Consider the following 22143-nt stretch of genomic DNA (forward strand, 5'->3'; position numbering starts at 1 on the left):
GTTTAGCCTGACAGGTGAAGTCGCTGCCCCTTTTAAGCGTAGATGTTTTAAACTGTTTTATATGTCTCTGTTTATCAATTATTTTTTAGTATTTACACAATTATTTTAACCATGTTAATGTGGTGACAAACCTAATGGAGAAAGTCTTATGAAACTCGCGGTATACAGCACAAAGCAATACGATAAAAAGTATTTGCAGCACGTAAACGAGCAGTTCGGCTACGAGATTGAATTTTTTGACTTTCTACTCACAGAGAAAACGGCAAAAACGGCTAATGGCTGCGAAGGCGTCTGTATTTTCGTTAACGATGATGGCAGTCGCCCAGTTCTGGAAGAGCTGAAAAAGCATGGCGTTAAATTCATCGCACTGCGTTGTGCCGGCTTCAACAATGTCGATTTGGATGCGGCAAAAGAGCTGGGACTCCACGTGGTACGTGTCCCGGCATATTCCCCGGAAGCCGTGGCAGAACACGCTATCGGGATGATGATGGCATTGAACCGTCGTATTCACCGCGCGTATCAGCGTACCCGCGACGCCAACTTTTCACTCGAAGGGCTGACGGGCTTTACCATGTACGGTAAAACGGCGGGGGTTATCGGTACCGGGAAAATTGGCGTTGCCGCGCTGCGGATCCTGAAAGGTTTTGGCATGCGACTGCTGGCGTTTGATCCGTACCCGAGCGCTGCCGCACTCGAGTTAGGCGTAGAATATGTCGACCTTACGACGCTCTTTTCCGAGTCCGATGTTATCTCCCTGCACTGCCCGCTGACGCCGGAAAACTATCACCTGCTTAACCACGCGGCCTTCGATCAAATGAAGGATGGCGTCATGATCGTTAACACCAGTCGTGGCGGTCTGATTGATTCGCAGGCAGCGATTGAAGCGTTGAAAAACCAGAAAATCGGTTCGCTTGGGATGGATGTGTACGAGAACGAACGCGATCTCTTCTTTGAAGACAAATCTAATGACGTCATTCAGGACGACATTTTCCGTCGACTGTCAGCCTGCCATAACGTGCTCTTTACCGGCCATCAGGCATTTTTGACGGCAGAAGCGCTGATCAGCATTTCAGAAACCACACTGAATAATCTGCGCCAGCTTGAGAACGGCGAAACCTGCCCGAACGCACTGGTGTAAACACTGCGGTTCCCTTCATCCGAAGGGAACCCTTTAAGACAATTCCTGCCAACACTCAATTACCGCAGTCTGTTACTATCCTGCCGTTACGTTGATTTTCTTTGAGGACCCAATGAAAAGGATCATTACCCTGTTAGCCTTTGGCGTGCTGCTATCCGGCTGTGTAAGCCATGGTGTGAGCAAGAATTCAGTAAACGAGACGCAGCTTGCACAGCATCGTTTCGTGCTCGATACGGTCAACGGACAAGCTGTCGAGAAAGGCGAGCATCCGGCAGACATCCATTTTGACAATAAAATGGTTGTCTCTGGCAGTATGTGCAATCGCTTTACGGGTCAGGGGAAATTGTCCGAAGGCACGCTGACGGTGAAAAAGATGGCCATGACGCGGATGATGTGTGCTGATGCCCAGCGCAACGCACTGGACAACATCATCGGTAAAATGCTCAGTGAAGGTGCCCAGGTCGATCTGACCGATGGTCAGCTTACGCTGACAACTGCCGATCAAACGTTAATTTATACCCAGGCCGATCAGGCTCAGTAAGCGCCACAACTTCCGGCGGCAAGCGACTGTTCGCTACAACGTTTGCCGTTAGGGAGTGCGCACATCCCGATTGCAGATCCATCCAGTTGGCGTGCGACAGACAATGACCCACCGACCATTGCGCAATTCGCCTCACCGCTGCTGGACATTGACGCACGTAACCCCGGCGCCACATGTGCGGCCGTTGCCTGCTGAACGGGTTCACTGCTGCATGCAGAGAGTAATAAAACAGCACACCCTACCCAAAACGCTGAACGCATTTCTCATCCCCCAATGATTTAGCAAAACCTAAGCATCATAGGCAGCACAGTCCGTTACGTCGAGACCGAAACTGCACCTTTATGCGCTCTGGAAACATTTTGATGCTATTTTTTTGCGCAAACGCAAAATAGCACATCGCAATAGAGTAATTGACGTTATGCCTGAAACGGATTTAGAGATAAGACGCAGTCAAAATTGATGTATAACGAGATAATCGTGCGCCATTGTGCAGGCTGGAAATAAAAAAACCTGTCAGATGGACAGGCTTCGAAGACGTTTACTCGCACACCTTTTTAGCGTTGTGCCTTACGGAAGAACTGCTCCATCGATTCCCGGACATGTTCATCCGGATTTTCGGCAAGATCACCCTCTCCTGAGGAATGTCGGACAATATTATTATGCCCTTGCAGAAGAACCGGAGGCTGTTCTGTGTAAGCTGCCGCCGAGCCCAATGATAAAATCAGTAAAAACCACGCCGTTCTTAACGTCTTACCCATCATCAATGACCCTGTAAGTTGATAACTTGCAGCGGCTATATTGCGGGAGCAAAAGTAAAAAGCTGTATGCGATGTTTAAACGTATCCAGGAAGCTGTGAGCAACTGCATTGGCAGAAAAGACATTGCGCGCCAACAGGCCCCTGCGGATACCCTGATAAAAGGCAGATTGCGTGTACAAAAAAGGCCCGCCAGAGCGGGCCTAAGACAGGCAAACTATTAACGGAAATTATCCGGCGTGATGCTCAATCACTTTTTGACTGTTCTCAATGGCAATTTTCCTGGGTTTTTCATGTTCAGGAATATCCTGGTAGATATTCACCTCTAAAAGCCCGCTTTCCAGTTTCGCATTGCTGACCTTAGCATGCTCTGGCAGCGAGAAACTTAACCGAAAATCAGAACGGCGTATGCCTCTGTAAATCCACCCTTGTTCATCCTGAGAGTCATTTACCGCACGTTTACCAGAGATATGCAGCGTGCCGCCTACGGTTTCGATTTCCAGCTCGTCTTCTTTCCAGCCTGGAACGCTTACGTTTAGAAGGTAGTTATTTTCGTCGACTTTTTTGAGGTCATAGGCCGGTAACGCCGAAACAGGCGAATCCCCGGTTAACTGACTAAAAAGTTTGTCGATACGGTTGAATCGGTCAGCAAAGACAGAATCAGAAAAGCCCGGAAGTGCTGACAAGGTTCTGAGTGCCATAAATTAACCTCCTGAATGTTGGATTCAAAAGTTCAAGTTAAAGGCAAGCGTGGCTTGTCCGCTGATAAAAATAAGCGCCGTAAACGGTTTTTCAAGCCCTGAAGAAAAATTTTTTTCTGCGGCCCGTTACAGACGTTCGCCTACCCTCCTCGCAAAACGAATTAGTGCTACTCAAGGGAAAATGGCGATCACAAAATTGCGCTATTTTCCGGGAGTGGACATGACGCGACATGCTCAACAGGTTACGACCAGCGCCCGAACGACGGAATGCAATATATTCCTCAGGCTTATAACTTTCGCTAAAGCCCATGAGATCAAAAACCTTTGCTTCCTGGCTGTCTATACTGACTGAAAGCATGATGAGGGGCGGCTGCAGGTCTGAAAAAAGAACGGACTATGAGCCATAACCCTGAAAGCGAAGCGAACATACACCAGAACGAACGTAATAAATCTATTTAATAAAAAAATGCTTGTAACTGCCCTACTGGTGCACCAGAGAGTCGCGATGCAAGCATAAAGCCGCTTTAAAACTGACATTTAAGCAATGAGAGTTTCCATATGATCACTATTGACGGTAATGGCGCGGTCGCTTCGGTGGCGTTCCGTACCAGTGAAGTTATCGCCATCTATCCTATTACCCCCAGTTCAACCATGGCTGAGCAGGCAGACGCCTGGGCCGGGAATGGGCTAAATAACGTTTGGGGTGATACGCCACGCGTTGTGGAGATGCAATCCGAAGCCGGGGCCATTGCTGCGGTACACGGTGCATTGCAAACGGGCGCGCTTTCTACCTCCTTTACCTCGTCGCAGGGTCTGTTACTGATGATCCCGACGCTGTATAAACTCGCCGGTCAGCTCACGCCGTTCGTGTTGCACGTGGCGGCCCGTACGGTAGCTACCCATGCGCTCTCAATATTCGGCGATCATTCCGATGTGATGGCTGTCCGTCAGACTGGCTGCGCGATGCTCTGTGCGGGGAGTGTGCAGGAGGCGCAGGACTTTGCGCTGATTTCACATATCGCGACGCTCAAAAGCCGTGTGCCGTTTATTCATTTCTTTGATGGCTTTCGTACCTCGCACGAAATTAACAAGATTGTACCGCTCTCTGACGATACGATCCGCGCCCTGATGCCACAGGACGAGATTGATGCCCACCGTTCCCGTGCGCTCAATCCTGAACACCCCGTCATTCGCGGTACCTCCGCCAACCCGGATACCTATTTCCAGTCACGTGAAGCGACTAACCCCTGGTACAACGCCGTCTATGACCACGTTGAGCAGGCTATGGATGCGTTTGCCGCCGCCACCGGACGCCAGTACAAGCCGTTTGAGTATTACGGTCATCCTCAGGCTGAGCGCGTCATTATCCTGATGGGTTCGGCAATTGGTACCTGTGAAGAAGTCGTCGACGAACTGCTCACTCGCGGTGAGAAAGTCGGTGTACTGAAAGTGCGCCTGTTCCGTCCGTTCAGCGCGCAGCATCTGCTTGCCGTCTTACCGGAGTCGGCAAAAACTATAGCCGTACTCGATCGCACAAAAGAGCCTGGTGCGCTGGCAGAACCTCTCTATCTGGACGTGATGACCGCGCTCGCAGAAGCCTTTAATAGCGGTGAACGCGAAACCCTGCCCCGGGTTATCGGTGGGCGCTACGGATTATCATCCAAAGAGTTTGGCCCGGATTGCGTTCTGTCCGTCTTCAATGAACTGCGCGCCAGCAAACCTAAACCGCGTTTTACCGTCGGCATTTATGATGACGTGACAAACCTGTCACTGCCATTGCCGGAAAATACGTTGCCATCAAAATCCCGACTGGAAGCCCTGTTTTATGGACTTGGCAGTGACGGGAGTGTTTCAGCCACCAAGAACAACATTAAGATTATTGGTAATTCAACGCCGTGGTATGCACAGGGGTATTTTGTTTACGACTCCAAAAAAGCGGGCGGCCTGACAGTTTCGCACCTGCGCGTCAGTGAGCACCCGATTCGCTCAGCCTATCTGGTCTCGCAGGCGGATTTCGTTGGCTGCCATCAATTGCAGTTTATTGATAAATATCAGATGGCGGAGCGTCTGAAACCTGGCGGCATTTTCCTGCTCAACACCCCGTACAGTGCCGACGAAGTGTGGGATCGACTGCCGCAGGAAGTACAGGCTGTGCTGAACCAAAAGCAAGCCCATTTCCACGTCATTAACGCCGCGAAAATTGCCCGCGAATGTGGCCTGGCCGCACGAATCAACACGGTAATGCAGATGGCCTTCTTCCATCTGACCCGCATCCTGCCAGGCGACAGCGCGCTGGCGGAGTTGCAAGGGGCCATTGCCAAAAGCTACAGCAACAAAGGTCAGGAACTGGTTGAGCGCAACTGGCAGGCTCTGGCAATGGCGCGCGAATCGCTGTTTGAGGTTCCGCTACAACAGGTGAATCCGACCAGCGCGCCCCGCCCACCCGTAGTCTCCGATGCCGCCCCCGATTTCGTTAAAACCGTTACGGCCGCCATGCTGGCAGGCCTGGGTGACGCCCTGCCCGTCTCTGCGCTGCCGCCAGACGGTACATGGCCGATGGGCACCACTCGCTGGGAGAAACGCAACATCGCCGAAGAGATCCCTGTCTGGAAAGAGGAGCTCTGTACGCAATGTAACCACTGCGTTGCGGCCTGCCCACATTCAGCCATTCGCGCCAAAGTGGTTTCACCCGAAGCGATGGAACAGGCTCCGGCAAGCCTGCATTCACTGGATGTGAAATCTCGTGATATGCGTGGACAGAAGTACGTGCTGCAGGTGGCGCCAGAGGATTGCACCGGGTGTAACCTGTGCGTGGAAGTCTGCCCGGCCAAAGATCGTCAGAACCCGGAAATCAAAGCCATCAATATGATGTCGCGTCTGGAGCACGTTGAAGAAGAGAAAGTGAATTTCGACTACTTCCTCAATCTGCCGGAAATTGACCGCAGCAAACTGGAACGTATCGATATTCGCACCTCGCAGCTTATCAGCCCGCTGTTTGAATACTCCGGCGCCTGTTCCGGCTGCGGCGAAACGCCGTACATCAAGCTGTTAACCCAACTGTATGGCGATCGCATGCTGATAGCTAACGCCACCGGGTGTTCGTCGATTTATGGCGGTAACTTACCTTCCACACCGTATACCACTGATGCGGCAGGACGTGGCCCGGCATGGGCGAACTCCCTGTTTGAGGATAACGCCGAGTTTGGTCTGGGCTTCCGCCTGACGGTCGATCAGCACCGCAAACGCGTGATGCGCCTGCTGGAACAGTTCGCCGCGCATATTCCAGGCGAACTCAACGATGCGCTGCATGCCGATGCGACACCGGAAGAGCGTCGTGAACAGGTTGCCTCGCTGCGTCAGGCACTGGCCGGTGTCGAGGAGGCCAAAGAGCTGTTAACCGATGCTGATGCGCTGGTCGAGAAATCGATCTGGCTGATTGGCGGCGACGGCTGGGCCTATGACATTGGCTTTGGTGGTCTGGATCATGTGCTCAGCCTCACCGAGAACGTCAATATCCTGGTGCTCGATACGCAATGTTATTCCAACACCGGCGGTCAGGCATCCAAAGCCACGCCGCTTGGAGCGGTCACCAAGTTTGGTGAACATGGCAAGCGTAAGGCACGTAAGGATCTTGGTGTCAGTATGATGATGTACGGCCATGTTTATGTCGCGCAGATTTCACTTGGCGCGCAGCTCAACCAGACGGTAAAAGCGATTCAGGAAGCGGAAGCCTACCCTGGACCGTCGTTGATCATTGCCTATAGTCCCTGTGAGGAGCATGGCTATGATCTGGCGTTAAGCCATGATCAGATGCGTCAACTTACGGCAACCGGCTTCTGGCCACTGTATCGCTTCGACCCGCGCCGTGCGGATGAAGGCAAATTGCCGCTGGCGCTCGATTCCCGTCCACCGTCTGATGCGCTGGCCGAAACGCTGCTCAACGAGCAACGCTTCAGGCGGCTTAACGCCCAGCAACCGGAAGTGGCAGAACAGCTCTGGAAAGATGCCGCCGCCGATCTGCAAAAACGCTATGACTTCCTCGCCCAAATGGCAGGAAAATCGGAAAAAAGCTCGACGGAATAACAAGATAAGTTGAACAAAAAGCCTGCATATTTGCAGGCTTTTTATTTCTGTGCGTCTTGCAACAGACGGCGCATCTGGTGGATGATAAACCTTCCCCGCGCCGAGTTGTAAAGGACACCCAGCATGCGACACCATCCCGTAAAATCCTCCCGTATTGCGTCCATTGGCTATGATGAATGCACAAACACGCTGGAAGTCTGTTTTCACGATAAAAGCACCTGGCAGTACCACGGCGTGCCGGAAAGAATTTTCACAGTATTTCTGACGGTTGTATCGAAAGGCCACTATTACGATGGCGTAGTGAAAGGCAAATTTCCGGAAAAGAAAGTGGCCTGAAAGACAGGCAAAACCTCACAATACGCGTAAAAAAGTGGCGCATTGTCTGAAAATCCTGCCAAACAGACGCCGCTGATATAAAACTGTCAAATAAGTGCGCCATACTCATGTTCAGACCTGAACATTGGTCTGACGACTCCTTAGCCATTGAGAACGATTGAATGAAATTAAGCAGAACTCGCCGCACGATGCAGATTCACTGGAGCCTGCAGCGTCAACGCGAAAACCAATGGAAGAAGTTCAGCCTTGTGCTGACTAACCGCAGATCCTGAATACCTGTCTTTGTCCGCCGTTATGTTCTCTCAACGTAACGGCAATGCCCTTTCCTCTTACCGCTGAACGACTCAATAAGTGCTCACAACGGTCATTCTGGTGAGAGCCGTTAAGCAATAGTCGTTTTTCGCGTTATAACATTTGCAGAGCCGATCCGGTTTGGGTAATGTGCTCTTCTGCTTTTTCACCTCTGGCATTAGAGAACAGTTATGAGGCTGGGTATTGCTTTCCCCATCATCGTATTTATCGTCGCTGTCGCATTTCTCAGTTGGTTTATTATCGGTGGCTACGCTACGCCGGGCTAATAGCGGCATTCATTCCTGCCATCGTCTCCGCGATAAAAATCCTGTATTCGCCGTCAAGCATTGCTACAATCTCGCTTTAGCGCCCATATCTGTTGGTCAGGCATGCCTGATTGACGTTGAACACCTGAATTGAGCCTTTTTTTCATGTCGCAAAATCAAGAAATTACCAAAAAAGAACAATACAATCTGAACAAGCTGCAAAAACGTCTGCGCCGTAATGTGGGCGAAGCGATTGCCGACTTCAATATGATTGAAGAAGGCGACCGCATCATGGTCTGTCTCTCCGGCGGTAAAGACAGCTATACCATGCTGGAAATTCTGCGCAATCTGCAACAAAGCGCGCCGATCAATTTCAGCCTTGTGGCGGTCAACCTCGATCAGAAACAGCCGGGCTTTCCGGAACACATTCTGCCAGCTTACCTGGACCAGCAGGGTGTCGAATATAAGATCGTCGAAGAGAACACCTACGGGATCGTAAAAGAGAAAATTCCGGAAGGGAAAACCACCTGTTCGCTCTGCTCACGCCTGCGTCGCGGCATTTTGTACCGTACGGCCACTGAGCTGGGTGCCACTAAGATCGCGCTGGGCCATCACCGTGACGACATTTTGCAAACGCTGTTCCTGAACATGTTCTATGGCGGCAAAATGAAAGGCATGCCGCCCAAGCTGATGAGCGATGATGGCAAACATATCGTGATTCGCCCGCTCGCTTACTGCCGCGAAAAAGATATCGAGCGTTTTGCCGAAGCAAAAGCATTCCCTATCATTCCCTGCAACCTGTGCGGTTCACAGCCGAACCTGCAACGTCAGGTTATTGCCGATATGCTGCGCGACTGGGATAAACGTTATCCTGGGCGTATTGAGACGATGTTCAGTGCGATGCAAAACGTCGTGCCTTCGCATCTGAGCGATACCACCCTGTTTGATTTCAAATCTATTCATCACGGTTCTGCGGTAGTGGACGGTGGCGACCTCGCCTTTGACCGCGAAGAGATCCCTTTACGGCCAGCAGGCTGGCAGCCTGATGAAGACGACGGCGATTTCGCTGCCAGCCGCCTCGATATACTTGAAATCAAGTAAGCCATCAGCCCTCTTTCACAGAGGGCTTTTTTCTATCTGTGCGGCGGTGGATCGACAATGGGACGAGGGTCCGGGTCGAACGGCGGGTCGGGAATGGGCTGCGGTTTTGGTATAGGGTCAGGCACTGGAACCGGATCTGTTGGAAGTGGGTCGCTCATCTGCAGTGTGGTTAATGTACGCATTTTCGCCTCCTTCTTTCGCGTTGCCATCCTTTAAGGGTAGACCGGACAAACTGAGAGGCAAAAAAAAGCCGACTCTTTTAAGTCGGCGTCGTACGAATCAATTGTGCTATGCAGTAATTCAAAAAAGGAAGTAAGACAATATGGAGCGCAACGCCCATCGCTTGACGTTGCATTCACCTGCGAGTGCAATATTGCACTGGTTGCGTAGAGCATTTATTGATATCGCTCAAAGTAAACGGCGTTTTTATGTTCAATTTTTGTTAAAAAAGTGAAATTTTACAGCCATTTACTACGATGCAACCACCAGGTAACACCCCCTATCAGGATGACCAACATAATGCAGAAAAGTGCGAAGCCAAATCGCCAGCCACCGCCGGGTATTCCGCCTAAATTGACACCGAACAACCCGGTCAAAAAGGTGCTGGGCAGGAAGACCATTGCCATCAACGACATGGTGTAAGTTCTGCGCGCTAACGACTCCTGCATCACCTGCGTGATTTCATCCGTCATCACCGCCGTGCGCGCGATACAGGCATCAATCTCATCAAGTCCCCGCCCCAGTCGGTCTGCAATATCTTGCATACGACGACGCTGATCGTCGGTCATCCACGGCAGCCGCTCGCTGGCCAGACGGGCAAAAACATCTCGCTGTGGCGCCATATAGCGACGCATCACGATCAACTGTTTACGCAGTAATGCAAGGAAACCTCTGGGGGGAATCTCCTGATCAAGCAAATTGTCTTCAAGGTCGATAATCTTATCGTGTAGCTCTTCAATAAACTCGCTGGCATGGTCGGTCAATGCATCACAAACATCCACCAGCCAGCCGCCGCAGTCCGTCGGCCCGGTCCCTTCCTCCAGGTCGCTCACGACATCATCCAGCGCCAGCACCTTACGCTGACGCGTTGAGATAATCATCCGTTCATCCATATAAACACGCACGGCCACTAACTGGTCCGGGCGCTCGTCTGTGCTGCCGTTAATGCAGCGCAGCGTGATAAGCGTACCTTCCCCTACGCGACTGACACGTGGACGCAGGCTTTCACCGGCCAGCGCGTTACGCACGCTATTAGGTAACTGCGGCGTTGATGCGAGCCATTGCGCGCTCTCCTGATTGGTATAATTCAGGTGCAGCCAGCAAGGATGCTGTGCATCAATCACATCATCCGGTTCCAGCGGTTTGACTCCGCCCTTTCCATCCAGACGCCAGGCGAAAACCGCATCCGGAATATCAACATCCGTTCCTTTGATCGCTTCCACAGCGCCTCCCAATCAACATAAGTGCTGTTGTCAGTCTAGCTCTCTGCGCCCGTTAAGCAACCATCATGCTGAATTCGTTACAAATATTAAAAAAAGCCCGCATGAGCGGGCCAGAGGCGGGATGACCTGAAAATTAGAACGAATGCCAGTAATTTTCCTGGTTACCGATAGCAGGGCTTGCCTGACGATTTCTACGATTTTCGGAAGGAACGCTTGAGGGTGTCGTAACGGGACCAGTGTCTGTTACCTGGTTGTCCGCCAGACGGAACTTAGAGGTACGAGCCTGCAGTTCGATAACCCGGTTTTTCAGAATGTCAGAAGAACCAGCCAGTTCTTCTACCATAGTGACATTACTCTGCGTCACTTTTTCCAGCTCAGACAGTGCCAGTGTAATCTGCGAAATGCCTTTTTCTTGCTCCAGGGTCGATACGGCAATTTCACCCATTAACTTGCTGACCACACTCGCACCGGAGACAATTTCATGCATATTTTGTTCGGCCTGGTTGACGACTGTCGCCCCTTGCGTGACGTTTTCCGTGGTGACGGCAATCAGCGACTTAATATTTTTGGCCGCTTCGGCGCTGCGGTGCGCCAGGCCTCTGACTTCTCCTGCTACCACAGAGAAGCCTTTACCGTGATCCCCCGCTCTTGCCGCTTCCACAGCAGCGTTCAGCGCGAGAATATTTGTCTGAAAAGCAATGCCATCAATAAGGGAGATGATATCTGCCATTTGGCCCGCACAGTCAGTAATGGACTGCATATTTTTCGCCACCTGCCCCATCAAGTCGCCGCCTTTTCGCGCATTCGCACTGGCATCGTTCGCCCGGGTACTGGCAAGCCGCGTGTTTTCGGCATTATTTTGGGTACTACTGGCTATCTGTTCCATACTGGCCGCTGTCTGCACCAGTGCCGCAGATTGCTCTTCAGTTTTAACCGACAGTTCGCCGCTTCGCGATGCCAGTTGATCGGAGAGATCCATTGCGTTCTGTGAAGAGAGACGGATTTCATTAACCAGCGTTGCGATACTTGCAGAAAGGCTATTAATGCCTGGAATTAAGCGCCCGGCACAATTGTTGCCAAATTCGGGAATCGTAATCGACAGGTTGCCAGCGGTCACCTCTTCGATACTTTTCTTCACCGTATTAATTGGCGTGACTAAATAATACGTCATATACAGCCAAAGCAAACTCAATGTTGCTACCGAAACCACGCTAATTGCTGTAAATAAGGCCATATTTTTTGAGATGGCGATCACTAAAAGGTCGATGATGAAAAAAGAGACAATCAGGAATGATAATATAAAGCTTCTTACACTAATATTTTTAAGCATGGGGCACCAACAATACTTCGCGAGGGATAATATTCTTATAGCATTCGAAAATAACTTTTTCACCCCGAATTTGATCGTAAGACATGTTTAGCTTACCTTCACTTAAATTTAACTTATGGGCGACATTAAAATCCAAAAACCCAGAGATACAGCAAATTTTAAAGTTAAGATATCTAAATAACTTGTCATATCAGGAGGTAATCCGCCATACAAAAAGCAGCTTTATATCTCAAAAATTTAATCCATCACGCGGCTTAAATTATATTTAAGCCATGCTAAAATGATTCATAACCCTAAAGTTATTTATGTGAATGCCGATAATAATAATTTACTTTTAATTCAACTTAAATAGCAGTATAAATAATAAATACTTCCAACAACATAAATTCGCCAGGTTAGCTGCTAGAATAAAAATTAGAATTAACTTTTTCCTTTTCAGCGGGCGTGAAATGCATAATGCTTTATGTATCGTGGGACCCCATACTTATCGGTATTTCTTTTGTTGTGGCGTTCATTGCCTCATTTGTGGCGTTGGATAGCGCCAGCAAAATTTTTTCATCCACCGTTCGCGGCGCGCTGTTCTGGCGACTCTGTGGCGGTGCGACACTAGGCATGGGAATCTGGTCAATGCATTTTGTTGGTATGCTGGCAATGCGCATGCCTATCGTGATGCATTACGACCTGGTGTTAACCATTGCTTCATTCGTTGTTGCCTTAATTGCCGCAACACTGGCCATCAACGTTGTTGTCAGCGAAGAGATACTGCCCTTTAAACGTCTTATCCTGGCGACCTGTTTATTGTGTCTGGGCATAGTGGGAATGCATGCTCTCGGTATGGCCGCCCTCACCGATTACGTCACTCTCTACTGGAACACGCCGCGTCTCATCCTCTCTGTAACCATTGCTTTTTTTGCCTCCTGTTTTTCGCTATGGCTTGCCTTTGTTCGCCAGGTCAACCATCACGGCGCATTTATCTATCGGGTTTTCGCTGGTCTCGTTCTCGGTATCACGATATGCGCCATGCATTATGTGGCGATGAGCGCCGTTGAGTTTAGCAATGGTAAAGACAGCGCTGGAATTATTGTTCGCAGTACTGCCTATTACTCTACACATACCAGCGTGAGCGAAGCCGGCCTTTCAATTTGGGTCTCGACCTCCACGCTGATTGTACTGGGAATAATGCTGTTTATTTCACTTATTGACTCCCAGATCCGCACCTCGCGACTCACCGAGAGCCTGCGTCAGTTAAACCATCAACTGGAGATGCAGGCCCATTTCGACCCCTTGACCAACCTGGCAAATCGGATCCAATTCGATATTTTACTGGATGCTTGCCTTGCCAGCGCAGCAGCCCAGCGGCAGCGATTTGCCGTATTGTTTATGGATCTTGACCGTTTTAAGCAGGTCAATGATGCCTTTGGACACCACATTGGCGATTTATTATTGAAGTCCGTCGCCGTAAGACTTTCGACCTGCGTCAATGCAAAAATGACGCTGGCGCGCCTTGGGGGCGATGAGTTTATTTTGCTGGTACCTGACTGTATAGATGAGGAAATCACCATACTGGCAAAAAGACTGGTAGACACTATTCATTTTCCATTTTACGAACAAGGGCATGTCATAAACGTGTCATTAAGTGTGGGCATCAGTTTTTATCCCCTGCACGGTGACACCGTTCAGGATCTGAAATTTAAAGCGGACGCCGCGATGTATCGTGTCAAACAAAATGGGCGTAATGGCTGGGAAGTCTGGCATCCGGCAATAACTCACAATGCGGCAAACACTCCTTTTTTCCTCTCTGATATATCAATCAATCAAAAGTAAAATTTGCTTATTGCAACGATACATATCAATTCACATTTTTTTGCGTTAGATTTTCCTCAAGTCTGATAATAAAACTGCCGAAAACGCTATTATTCGATAAGTTACAAAGACTAAAGCGACGCGCACGATAAGGGGATAAATCCATGCTTACAGATCGCCTGGATGCGCTAAACCTGTTGACAACACCCGTTTGGGTGATTTCACCTGAGACAGAAGAATTGCTCTTCACCAACGCAGTGGCGAAGAAATTGACCGCTGAGCGTTCAGTACGGGAATTGAGAACCGGGACATATTCAGCATATGCACATCACAGCCTGGCCATGTACCTGCCAGGTCTCAGGAATCAACACAATATTATCGAAGTCTGGACTGTTCACATTGATGGCGAAGAGGTGAGTTTAAGTTGTAAAGCCTCCCTGCGCGAAATCAGTGGCATAGGTGAAGTGATATTTTTTGAAGGATTATCCTCGGGAACATCCGCCAGAGTTAAAGCCAGCCGCTCAACAACATACCGCCATCGCAAACAGGGCTTTTATGCCCGTTTTTTCTATACCAACTCCGCACCTATCCTGCTTATCGACCCCGCCAGAGATGGCCTGATCGTTGATGCCAATCTCGCTGCACTGCGTTTTTACGGCTACTCGTACGATGAGATGTGCCAAAAACACACCTGGGAGATCAACACCCTCGGACGTGGTATTTTGCCAGTGATGGCTGAAATCGCCCATCTGCCTGGCGGCCATAAGCCGCTCAATTTTGTACATAAGCTGGCTGATGGCTCAACCCGCCATGTTCAGACCTATGCTGGCCCGGTTGAAATCTATAATGACCGACTGATGCTATGCATTATTCATGATATCACTGAGCAGAAACGCCTTGAGCAGGAACTGGAATATGCCGCGCACCGCGATTTACTCACCGGTTTACTCAATCGCCGACAGTTCTACCATCTGACTGAACAGATTATGCCGACCGCGTTCGATTTCAGCCTGTTGCTGGTCGATACCGACCACTTTAAACGCATCAATGATCAATACGGGCATCAGAAAGGTGATGAAGTCCTGATACAACTTTCCCGCACGCTTGAGCAACATTGCCGTCACGGAGATTATGTTTTCCGCTGGGGCGGCGAAGAGTTTCTGTTGCTGTTGCCCCATACGACAGAGGAAACCGCTGTTGGCATCGCTGAACAGTTACGCCAGGCCGTCGCCAGTATCAATATTCCCCAACTTCCGGGATGTACTGTGAGTATTGGCGTGGCTCGCCATCTGGCGGGAGAATCGCTGGACGATCTGTTTAAGCGTGTGGATGAAGCGCTGTACCGTGCAAAAAACAGTGGGCGTAATAAAGTGCTGGCAGCCTGAATTCGTGACAAAAAAATGCGCCCTTGCGAGGGCGCTTTTCAACGATGGGCGTTATTTAGTGGATGCCCATCCGCCAGGCAAAATCGATCTCTTCTTTTAGCTCGCTATGCGAGAGCGTCAGCAAATCCGCGAATTCCAGCCTGAGTTGTTTTAATTTCTTAAGGTATTGCGCAGGCGTCAATCCGCTTTTATCGCGACGGAGATATTCAATTGCCAACTGAGTGGGGTCTAATTCGGTGTGCATATAATCCTCATGTGTGGTTAAAACATAATCACTATAACACATTATTTCGACCATTTTTTGACCAAAGGCGTATGCGCGTTCGTCTCCACGCTTCACATTCCTTCGATGGCAGGCGTCGGCCTATGGGTAAACGGGGAAAATGCGGCGCTGGCGCTGCATAAGCGCCAGCGGAGATGTCGAAAGACGTTATACCCGTCAGAAAACTCAGTGCTTAATCAAATACATTGTGCGTGTATACGCCACATCTTCCGGGTTAGTGATGGGATAGCCTTTAAGCCATGGCTTAATCAGGCGACCATTGGTGTATTGATAGATAGGAATGATGGGTGCTTTTTCCGCGATGATCTTCTCAGCCGTATTGTAATCCGCATTGCGAGCTTCGGCCTGTGTCTCCTGCGCAGCCTGATTCATGACCTTGTCATATGCCGGATCGTTAAAACGCGCGATGTTGCCACTATGGGTAGATGTTAACAGCGACAGAAAGGTAGACGGTTCATTGTAATCCCCCACCCATGAGGCGCGGATAACATCAAAGTTGCCGGTATTACGGCTATCGATATACGTTTTCCACTCTTGGTTTTGCAGTTTGACATCAATGCCCAGATTCTTTTTCCACATCGATGCCACCGCAATCGCGATTTTCTGATGCGTTTCGGAGGTGTTATACAATAACGTCAATTCCAGCGGACGTTGTGGGCCATAACCCGCGGCCTGGAGCAGGGTTTTCGCCTGGGCATTGAGCTCCGCCTGGCTCATCTTTTCCAGCGCCGAAGGCTGTGGTTTAAAGCCTGCGGTAACGTCCGGTGTGAATCGCCAGGCCGGTTTTTCCCCTGTACCCAGCACCTTCTCAGCCATCACGCGGCGGTCTACGGTCATACTCAGCGCCAGACGTACGCGCGGATCGGCTGTCGGCCCTTTTTGCGTATTAAGGGCATAGTAATAGGTGCCGAGCTGCGGCGGGGTGTAAACCTGGCCGGGAATCTCCTTGAGCAATTTCTGGTACTGATTTTTCGGGAAGGACTCCGTGATATCAATTCCCCCGGCAAGATAGCGATTTGTCGCCGCCGTTTCCTGATTGATCGGTACAAATGTCACTTTCTGAATGACGGTTTTACGGTTATCCCAGTAATTGGTATTCGGTTTGAGTTCAATTTTCTCATTCACCACCCGGTTTTCCAGCACATAAGCGCCATTGCCGACCAGGTTGCCTGGACGCGTCCAGTCAGCGCCGCTTTCAACATTGGCTTTCTGCACCGGGTAAAACGCAAAATTCGCAGCAAGGTTCGCAAACCATGGCAACGGCTTATCGAGTTGCACCCGCAACGTATGGGCATCGACCGCCGTCACGCCAAGTTTATCCGGCGTCGCCTTGCCATCAACGATATCCTGCGCGTGGGTGATTCCTGCAAGCGCCGCAAACCAGGCAAAAGGTGACGTTGTTTTCGGATCGACCAGGCGCTGCCAGCTATAAACAAAATCTTGTGCGGTGACCGGCGTGCCGTCGGACCATTTTGCATCATTACGCAGGGAGAATGTCCAGACGCGGTTATCGCTGGTCTGCCATTTGGTGGCCACGCCAGGGATGATGTCGCCTTTCTCATTCTGATTGACCAGGCCTTCGTACAGATCGCGAATGACCTGAATCTCCGGCAGCCCTACCGCCTTCGCCGGGTCAAGCGATGCGGGTTCGTCTTTAATATGGCGAACCAACTCCTGTTTCTGAGCCAGCACCGTGCCCTGCGGAACATCCGCAGCCCAGGGCGATGAGGAAAAACCACAGAGTAAAAGCGCACAACTGAGCAACGAGACAGGATGCTTCATGAGATCCCCTTTTATGTTTTGAAGCAAAACGAAAGATGAGGTAATTATTTGTTTTAGAAAGAGCGAATGCAAATTTTCGTCGATGGAAAGTTGACGGCTATTCCTTTTTGCCTGAATACAGCAATAATTTGCCCAGGCGAGAAATATGCCCAACACTTGCAATAAGCCAACCAGAATAAGGATGACTATGCCTGCTTCACGCCCACGCCCGGAACGGGGCGCCTTTCCTTCCGGTAGCGAATATTACGGACACTCTCTGTTAGGTGCCCCGCTCATTTGGTTTCCGGCAACCGAAGCTTCACATGCCAGCGGGCTTATCATTGCGGGAACCCATGGTGATGAAAATTCTTCTATTGTGACGCTTTCCTGCGCCTTGCGGACATTGAAACCAGAACTTCGTCGACACCATGTTGTGCTGGCCGTCAATCCGGATGGTTGCCAGCTTGGCCTGCGTGCGAATGCCAGCGGCGTGGATTTAAATCGTAATTTTCCGGCCGCAAACTGGAAACCCGGCGAAACGGTTTACCGCTGGAACAGCGCCGCCGAAGCGCGTGATGTAGTGTTATCGACAGGTGATGCCCCCGGCTCCGAACCCGAAACTAAAGCATTGTGCCAGTTGATTCACCAGGTCCGCCCCGCCTGGGTGGTGTCGTTTCACGATCCGCTGGCCTGTGTGGAAGATCCACGCAACAGCGCCTTTGGTCAGTGGCTGGCGCAGGCGTTTAATTTACCGCTGGTCACCAGTGTCGGCTACGAAACACCCGGCTCTTTCGGTAGTTGGTGCGCAGATATGAATTTGCACTGCATCACACTGGAATTCCCGCCAGTTTCAGCCGATGAAGCCAGCGAGAAATACCTCAGCGCGATGACAGCGCTACTGCGTCATGATGTGGAGAGATGAAGCTGACCAGGGGTGAATTGCAGCGACGGTTCGACATCTACCGCAAGCCAGGTAGGGCCGTCGAGATCGGCAAAGCGAACCTCACCCACCAACGGTAGTGCCGCGCCAATGGCGCGTGAAGTACAGATCATGCAGCCCAGCATCAGGCCAAAACCCTGTTCGTGCGCCGCACGGGCTAACGCCAGCGCTTCTGTCAACCCGCCGGTTTTATCGAGCTTGATATTAACCATCTCATAGCGCCCCGCCAGCGCGGCGAGATCCCGTTGCGTGTGGCAACTTTCATCGGCACAGATGGGCAAAGGATGGATAAAGTTATCCAGCGCGGCATCATCGCCTGCCGGAAGAGGCTGTTCGAGCATTGCCACGCCAAGATCGGCCAGAAGCTGGCAACGGGCAGCAAGACCTTCACTTTGCCAGGCCTCATTGGCATCAACGATCAACGTGGCTTCCGGTGCAGCGGCACGTATTGCCACCAGCCTTTCGCTGATCAAATGATCGTCAAGCTTCACCTTAAGCAACCTTGCTCCCGTCTCCCACAGCGCCGAGGCACTGGCGGCCATTTGCTCAGGCGTACCGATGACCACGGTTTGCGCAGTAGTGACTGTGGCGGGCAATGTCACTCCCACATACTGCCCGAGCGTCATTCCCTGTCGCCGGGCTTCCAGATCCCAAAGCGCACAGTCGACGGCATTACGCGCCGCACCGGCAGGAAGCAGTGTCTGGAGTTCTTCACGGGTCAAACGATTTTCCAGTTGCGGCAGGATCGACATAATCTGCGCAATCACCGAAGCCTCGCTCTCGCCATAACGGGGATATGGCGTGCATTCACCTACGGCTTTGACGCCGTCTTCTTCCAGTTCAACAACCACTACCCGAGCCTCGCTGCGCGCACCTCGAGCAATGACAAATGGCGTGTGTAACGGCCAGGTTTCATCATAAACCTTAACGCTTCTCATCCCTTTCTCCTCTGCCGCCTTTTCCACGATTATAGATGTGAAATTAGGTTTGCCGTGGTCCTTGCTTTCAGAATACACTAGCGACGAAGTTAACTATATGTAAACAGGAAGATATATATGTCACAGCTTGTCCATTTCCAGGGTAATCCAGTTTCCGTTGCCGGTAAGATTCCGCAGGTCGGTTCCAAAGCCGCACCGTTCTCTCTCGTGGCGAAAGACCTGTCTGACGTTGCATTAAGCCAGTTTGCAGGAAAACGTAAAGTTCTGAACATTTTCCCGAGCATTGATACCGGCGTATGCGCCGCATCTGTGCGTAAATTTAACGAATTGGCAACAGGCGTAAACGACACTGTCGTTCTGTGCATTTCCGCTGACCTGCCATTCGCCCAGTCTCGCTTCTGCGGTGCGGAAGGTCTGAGCAATGTGATCACCCTCTCCACGCTGCGTAACGCTGAGTTTCTGGAAAACTACGGTGTGGGCATTTCCGAAGGCGCGCTGAAAGGTCTGGCGGCACGTGCTGTGGTGGTCATTGACGAAAACGACAATGTCATTTTCAGCCAACTGGTGAATGAAATCACCAACGAGCCTGACTATGCTGCCGCACTTGAAGTGCTGAAAGGCTAATAAAGTCTGCCCGGTAACGCGCTGTTTACCGGGCAATTCGTATTACTCGTCACCCTTCTTCTGGCTCAAACCATATTCCCGTAGTTTATTCGCGATCGCCGTATGCGAGACGCCAAGGCGCTTTGCCAGCTTACGCGTGCTGGGGAAACTGCGATAAAGCTGTGTCAGTACCGAGCGCTCAAAGCGGCTGGTGATCTCATCAAGCGACCCTTCCATCGCATCTTCGCCGACAGGCAGGGTAGCGGCATCAAAGTCCGGCAGCAGAATATCCTGTGAGCGTAGCTCGTAGCCTTCCAGTTGGGTAAGCGCACGGTAGATCGCGTTTTTCAACTGACGAACGTTGCCCGGCCAGCCATAACGGGTCAGAACGTTACCCAGATCGGCCGACAATTTAGGCCGGGGAACGCCCTGCTCATCGGCAAAACGGGCAACAAAGAGTTCGGTCAGCGGCATGATATCCTGCGGACGCTCCCGCAACGGCGGTAGATTCAGCGTCAGAACATTCAGGCGATAATAGAGATCTTCGCGGAACATCCCCTTTTGCACCAGCTCCACCAGGTTGCGCTGGGTGGCGCAAATCACCCGCACATCGACGTGTACCTCATGGTCTTCCCCAACCCGGCGGAAAGTCCCGTCATTGAGAAAACGCAGCAGTTTAACCTGCATTCGCGCCGACATTTCGCCGATTTCATCCAACAACACAGAACCGCCATTCGCCTGTTCAAAAAAACCCTTTTTCCCTTCCGGGGCATGACCAAACAGTTCACTTTCGACGGCATCTTCCGGAATCGACGCGCAGTTCAGCGCCAGGTAGGGTTTCGCCGCACGCGGACTGGCCATATGACAAGCTCGGGCCAGCAAATCTTTACCCGTCCCCGTGTCACCGGTAATCAGTAGCGGTGCCGTAAGTGTTGCCAGCTTCCGGGCCTGCTCCATCACCTGGCGCATCTTCGGACTGACGGCGACAATCTGGCTGAAAGCGCCCAGATCCTGTTGCGAAAGGTTTTGTAACTGACGTCCCATTCGGACGGTGGAACGCAGCATCACCACCGCGCCGGTCAGAACCGGTTCGCCGGATTCGCCTTCCAGATGGACCGGGGTGATTTCCATCAGGAAATTTTGCCCATTAATGGCAACATGTTCGCTATGAGAGTTATGCGGGTTGCTTTCCAGCCAGCGCGTGAAATTGAAACCGGAAATGAGCTGTACCGCGTTGTGATTGCGCAGTTTGCTCTGGTCCAGCGCAAATAGCTGGCAACTCGCCGGGTTCGCCAGTTCAATCTTCCCTTTCATATCCAGCGATAAAACGGGTTCCGGCAGCGCCTCCAGCACCGCGCTCAGCGCACGATGCTCACGCTCGGAAGGCATCCACAGCACGGTGCGCACGTCGGTTACGCCAGGGATACGGCGGATCTCTGCCATCAGGCTGCTGAATGTATTGAACTCCAGAGCAGCAAAATTCAGGTAGATGCGCCCGACAGGGTCTATCTCGATTCCGCGTAAATCAATGCCGCGTAACACCAGTAAATCCAGCAGTTCGCGTGTCAGACCGAGTCGGTCTTCACAAAAGACTTCAAGACGCATGGAAATATCACCCCAGATAATCAACGAATGCCGGGATGATATGTCAGTTCCTCTCTGGCAGGAAGATGTCTGTCAAGAAATATTGACAGCATGGCGGAAAAGTGGGCGCTATGCCGTAAAGTTAAACGCGCAGCGCGCAATTTATAGTCCAACAAGGCTTTCCAGGGGAATGCCAAACTGACAGTGGAGTTTTCGAATCATCGGTAACGTCAGATTGCGCTTACCGTTCAGAATTTCGTATACCCGGTTCGATTTGCCAATTGCAGACTCCAGATCGCTGACGGTCAATCCTTGCTGCTCCATCCTGAATTTTATGGCTTCAATCGGATCAGGAGGATCGATTGGATAATGTTTTTTTTCATACTCTTCGATAAGCAAACACATCACCTCAAAGTAATCACCCTCAGGTGTGTTCATTTGAGGTTCATTGTCGAACATAGGGGCAACCGCTTTTAACGCGGCTTCGTAATCCTGTTCCGTTTTGATTAACTTGATTTGCATACAGATTACCCTCGTTCAACGTTGTCTGCATCGACAACATCATATTCATGATGTGTGCCTATAAATTTCACAAACACCCAGCCTCGTTGATACGCAATCGAGACAATTAAACGGTAGTCGTTATCTTTAATGTTGAACACGACCCTCCGGTTTTTGAGGATGCTTGCACTACGGTATTGAGATTTAATGTCTGCAGGCGTTTTCCATTCAGCCTGCTGAACCTCATCGTGCCATGCTTTTAAGGGCTGTTCCGCATCCGGATGTGTCGTCCAAAAATCTCTGAGCGCTTTGATGGATATGATCTTCATTGAATTATCCCTGTCCCATCGTGGGACCCTAT

At 50.9% G+C, this 22143-nt stretch carries 22 protein-coding genes; 10 read left to right on the top strand and 12 right to left on the bottom strand.

The annotated features are described in order from the left end of the window. Nucleotides 1–148: 148 nt before the first annotated feature. Both MRY16398_RS15295 and hslJ read left to right on the top strand, forming a co-directional pair. Nucleotides 149–1138 (top strand): 2-hydroxyacid dehydrogenase, encoded by a 990-nt coding sequence (locus MRY16398_RS15295; protein ID WP_079497506.1) that lies wholly within the window; start codon nt 149–151, stop codon nt 1136–1138. A gap of 112 nt (nt 1139–1250) precedes the next feature. Then, nucleotides 1251–1679, top strand: coding sequence for a heat shock protein HslJ (gene hslJ / locus MRY16398_RS15300; RefSeq protein WP_110294985.1), 429 nt, complete (start codon nt 1251–1253; stop codon nt 1677–1679). On the opposite strand, the gene MRY16398_RS15305 is transcribed toward hslJ, so the two are convergent. The 3 genes from MRY16398_RS15305 to MRY16398_RS15315 form a co-directional block, all read right to left on the bottom strand. After that, complete coding sequence (locus MRY16398_RS15305; protein ID WP_072039689.1) at nt 1673–1939, bottom strand: putative hemolysin; 267 nt, start codon at nt 1937–1939, stop codon at nt 1673–1675. The two genes, hslJ and MRY16398_RS15305, sit on opposite strands and share 7 nt — an antisense overlap. 294 nt (nt 1940–2233) lie before the next feature. Next, entirely contained in the window at nt 2234–2440 is a 207-nt protein-coding gene (locus MRY16398_RS15310) for a hypothetical protein (RefSeq protein ID WP_039076970.1), read from the bottom strand. A 224-nt stretch (nt 2441–2664) separates the two neighbouring features. Further along, nucleotides 2665–3135, bottom strand: coding sequence for an Hsp20 family protein (locus tag MRY16398_RS15315; RefSeq protein WP_039076969.1), 471 nt, complete (start codon nt 3133–3135; stop codon nt 2665–2667). A 558-nt stretch (nt 3136–3693) separates the two neighbouring features. Between MRY16398_RS15315 and nifJ the strand changes: the two genes are divergently transcribed. The 4 genes from nifJ to ttcA all read left to right on the top strand — a co-directional run bounded on the left by nifJ (nt 3694) and on the right by ttcA (nt 9212). Beyond that, nucleotides 3694–7218: a pyruvate:ferredoxin (flavodoxin) oxidoreductase gene (nifJ, locus tag MRY16398_RS15320; protein ID WP_125124734.1), complete on the top strand. Its 3525-nt coding sequence runs from the start codon at nt 3694–3696 to the stop codon at nt 7216–7218. 123 nt (nt 7219–7341) lie between these two features. Further along, nucleotides 7342–7554 (top strand): KTSC domain-containing protein, encoded by a 213-nt coding sequence (locus MRY16398_RS15325; RefSeq protein WP_125124735.1) that lies wholly within the window; start codon nt 7342–7344, stop codon nt 7552–7554. 482 nt (nt 7555–8036) lie between these two features. Continuing rightward, nucleotides 8037–8132, top strand: a complete 96-nt coding sequence (locus tag MRY16398_RS30460; protein ID WP_139153700.1) for a YoaK family small membrane protein — start codon at nt 8037–8039, stop codon at nt 8130–8132. 144 nt (nt 8133–8276) lie between these two features. Further along, nucleotides 8277–9212 carry a tRNA 2-thiocytidine(32) synthetase TtcA gene (ttcA, locus tag MRY16398_RS15330; RefSeq protein ID WP_039076966.1) on the top strand — a complete coding sequence of 312 codons (936 nt, stop codon included), beginning with the start codon at nt 8277–8279 and terminating at the stop codon, nt 9210–9212. Between the two features lie 32 nt (nt 9213–9244). Here the strand turns inward: ttcA and ynaL are convergent, their stop codons facing one another. The 3 genes from ynaL to MRY16398_RS15345 all read right to left on the bottom strand — a co-directional run bounded on the left by ynaL (nt 9245) and on the right by MRY16398_RS15345 (nt 11984). Next, nucleotides 9245–9394 carry a proline-rich small protein YnaL gene (gene ynaL, locus MRY16398_RS31420; protein ID WP_272879234.1) on the bottom strand — a complete coding sequence of 50 codons (150 nt, stop codon included), beginning with the start codon at nt 9392–9394 and terminating at the stop codon, nt 9245–9247. Nucleotides 9395–9670: 276 nt separating this feature from the next. After that, the gene (gene zntB / locus MRY16398_RS15340; RefSeq protein ID WP_039076965.1) at nt 9671–10654 is read right to left on the bottom strand and encodes a zinc transporter ZntB; all 984 of its coding nucleotides are present in this window, start codon (nt 10652–10654) and stop codon (nt 9671–9673) included. Nucleotides 10655–10787: 133 nt separating this feature from the next. Next, nucleotides 10788–11984, bottom strand: coding sequence for a methyl-accepting chemotaxis protein (locus tag MRY16398_RS15345; protein ID WP_039076964.1), 1197 nt, complete (start codon nt 11982–11984; stop codon nt 10788–10790). A 456-nt stretch (nt 11985–12440) separates the two neighbouring features. Here MRY16398_RS15345 and MRY16398_RS15350 point away from each other — a divergent pair, with 456 nt between their 5' ends. Further along, nucleotides 12441–13808: an MHYT domain-containing protein gene (locus MRY16398_RS15350; protein ID WP_232034335.1), complete on the top strand. Its 1368-nt coding sequence runs from the start codon at nt 12441–12443 to the stop codon at nt 13806–13808. A gap of 143 nt (nt 13809–13951) precedes the next feature. Further along, nucleotides 13952–15172: a GGDEF domain-containing protein gene (locus tag MRY16398_RS15355; protein ID WP_071194104.1), complete on the top strand. Its 1221-nt coding sequence runs from the start codon at nt 13952–13954 to the stop codon at nt 15170–15172. A gap of 55 nt (nt 15173–15227) precedes the next feature. Here MRY16398_RS15355 and MRY16398_RS15360 read toward each other — a convergent pair whose 3' ends face one another. Next, nucleotides 15228–15416: a YdiH family protein gene (locus tag MRY16398_RS15360; protein ID WP_071194313.1), complete on the bottom strand. Its 189-nt coding sequence runs from the start codon at nt 15414–15416 to the stop codon at nt 15228–15230. A 204-nt stretch (nt 15417–15620) separates the two neighbouring features. Continuing rightward, nucleotides 15621–17237 carry a peptide ABC transporter substrate-binding protein gene (locus MRY16398_RS15365; RefSeq protein ID WP_125124737.1) on the bottom strand — a complete coding sequence of 539 codons (1617 nt, stop codon included), beginning with the start codon at nt 17235–17237 and terminating at the stop codon, nt 15621–15623. Between the two features lie 187 nt (nt 17238–17424). On the opposite strand from MRY16398_RS15365, the gene mpaA reads away from it, so the two are divergent. Continuing rightward, the gene (mpaA, locus tag MRY16398_RS15370) at nt 17425–18138 is read left to right on the top strand and encodes a murein tripeptide amidase MpaA (protein WP_039076961.1); all 714 of its coding nucleotides are present in this window, start codon (nt 17425–17427) and stop codon (nt 18136–18138) included. On the opposite strand, the gene ycjG is transcribed toward mpaA, so the two are convergent. Further along, entirely contained in the window at nt 18120–19094 is a 975-nt protein-coding gene (gene ycjG / locus MRY16398_RS15375; protein ID WP_125124738.1) for an L-Ala-D/L-Glu epimerase, read from the bottom strand. The genes mpaA and ycjG overlap by 19 nt on opposite strands. Nucleotides 19095–19211: 117 nt before the next feature. On the opposite strand from ycjG, the gene tpx reads away from it, so the two are divergent. Then, complete coding sequence (gene tpx / locus MRY16398_RS15380) at nt 19212–19718, top strand: thiol peroxidase (protein ID WP_039076959.1); 507 nt, start codon at nt 19212–19214, stop codon at nt 19716–19718. 42 nt (nt 19719–19760) lie between these two features. Here tpx and tyrR read toward each other — a convergent pair whose 3' ends face one another. The 3 genes from tyrR to MRY16398_RS15395 form a co-directional block, all read right to left on the bottom strand. After that, nucleotides 19761–21302 carry a transcriptional regulator TyrR gene (tyrR, locus tag MRY16398_RS15385; protein ID WP_039076990.1) on the bottom strand — a complete coding sequence of 514 codons (1542 nt, stop codon included), beginning with the start codon at nt 21300–21302 and terminating at the stop codon, nt 19761–19763. Nucleotides 21303–21443: 141 nt separating this feature from the next. Continuing rightward, the gene (locus tag MRY16398_RS15390; RefSeq protein WP_079497513.1) at nt 21444–21803 is read right to left on the bottom strand and encodes a helix-turn-helix domain-containing protein; all 360 of its coding nucleotides are present in this window, start codon (nt 21801–21803) and stop codon (nt 21444–21446) included. Between the two features lie 5 nt (nt 21804–21808). After that, nucleotides 21809–22111 (bottom strand): type II toxin-antitoxin system HigB family toxin, encoded by a 303-nt coding sequence (locus MRY16398_RS15395; protein ID WP_125124739.1) that lies wholly within the window; start codon nt 22109–22111, stop codon nt 21809–21811. Nucleotides 22112–22143: the final 32 nt, after the last annotated feature.

Origin of the sequence: Phytobacter sp. MRY16-398, assembly GCF_003925915.1 — a bacterium.
Classification (GTDB): domain Bacteria; phylum Pseudomonadota; class Gammaproteobacteria; order Enterobacterales; family Enterobacteriaceae; genus Phytobacter; species Phytobacter diazotrophicus.

Excerpts from the sequence above, each read along its gene's own strand:
- MRY16398_RS15395 (WP_125124739.1), bottom strand. The coding sequence starts at position 22,111 with ATGAAGATCATATCCATCAAAGCGCTCAGAGATTTTTGGACGACACAT.
- MRY16398_RS15295 (WP_079497506.1), top strand. The coding sequence starts at position 149 with ATGAAACTCGCGGTATACAGCACAAAGCAATACGATAAAAAGTATTTG.
- MRY16398_RS15315 (WP_039076969.1), bottom strand. The coding sequence starts at position 3,135 with ATGGCACTCAGAACCTTGTCAGCACTTCCGGGCTTTTCTGATTCTGTC.
- tpx (WP_039076959.1), top strand. The coding sequence starts at position 19,212 with ATGTCACAGCTTGTCCATTTCCAGGGTAATCCAGTTTCCGTTGCCGGT.
- MRY16398_RS30460 (WP_139153700.1), top strand. The coding sequence starts at position 8,037 with ATGAGGCTGGGTATTGCTTTCCCCATCATCGTATTTATCGTCGCTGTC.
- MRY16398_RS15360 (WP_071194313.1), bottom strand. The coding sequence starts at position 15,416 with ATGCACACCGAATTAGACCCCACTCAGTTGGCAATTGAATATCTCCGT.
- ycjG (WP_125124738.1), bottom strand. The coding sequence starts at position 19,094 with ATGAGAAGCGTTAAGGTTTATGATGAAACCTGGCCGTTACACACGCCA.
- MRY16398_RS15345 (WP_039076964.1), bottom strand. The coding sequence starts at position 11,984 with ATGCTTAAAAATATTAGTGTAAGAAGCTTTATATTATCATTCCTGATT.
- MRY16398_RS15305 (WP_072039689.1), bottom strand. The coding sequence starts at position 1,939 with ATGCGTTCAGCGTTTTGGGTAGGGTGTGCTGTTTTATTACTCTCTGCA.
- ttcA (WP_039076966.1), top strand. The coding sequence starts at position 8,277 with ATGTCGCAAAATCAAGAAATTACCAAAAAAGAACAATACAATCTGAAC.
- MRY16398_RS15390 (WP_079497513.1), bottom strand. The coding sequence starts at position 21,803 with ATGCAAATCAAGTTAATCAAAACGGAACAGGATTACGAAGCCGCGTTA.
- MRY16398_RS15325 (WP_125124735.1), top strand. The coding sequence starts at position 7,342 with ATGCGACACCATCCCGTAAAATCCTCCCGTATTGCGTCCATTGGCTAT.
- hslJ (WP_110294985.1), top strand. The coding sequence starts at position 1,251 with ATGAAAAGGATCATTACCCTGTTAGCCTTTGGCGTGCTGCTATCCGGC.
- nifJ (WP_125124734.1), top strand. The coding sequence starts at position 3,694 with ATGATCACTATTGACGGTAATGGCGCGGTCGCTTCGGTGGCGTTCCGT.
- MRY16398_RS15355 (WP_071194104.1), top strand. The coding sequence starts at position 13,952 with ATGCTTACAGATCGCCTGGATGCGCTAAACCTGTTGACAACACCCGTT.
- mpaA (WP_039076961.1), top strand. The coding sequence starts at position 17,425 with ATGCCTGCTTCACGCCCACGCCCGGAACGGGGCGCCTTTCCTTCCGGT.
- ynaL (WP_272879234.1), bottom strand. The coding sequence starts at position 9,394 with ATGCGTACATTAACCACACTGCAGATGAGCGACCCACTTCCAACAGAT.
- tyrR (WP_039076990.1), bottom strand. The coding sequence starts at position 21,302 with ATGCGTCTTGAAGTCTTTTGTGAAGACCGACTCGGTCTGACACGCGAA.
- MRY16398_RS15365 (WP_125124737.1), bottom strand. The coding sequence starts at position 17,237 with ATGAAGCATCCTGTCTCGTTGCTCAGTTGTGCGCTTTTACTCTGTGGT.
- MRY16398_RS15310 (WP_039076970.1), bottom strand. The coding sequence starts at position 2,440 with ATGATGGGTAAGACGTTAAGAACGGCGTGGTTTTTACTGATTTTATCA.
- MRY16398_RS15350 (WP_232034335.1), top strand. The coding sequence starts at position 12,441 with ATGCTTTATGTATCGTGGGACCCCATACTTATCGGTATTTCTTTTGTT.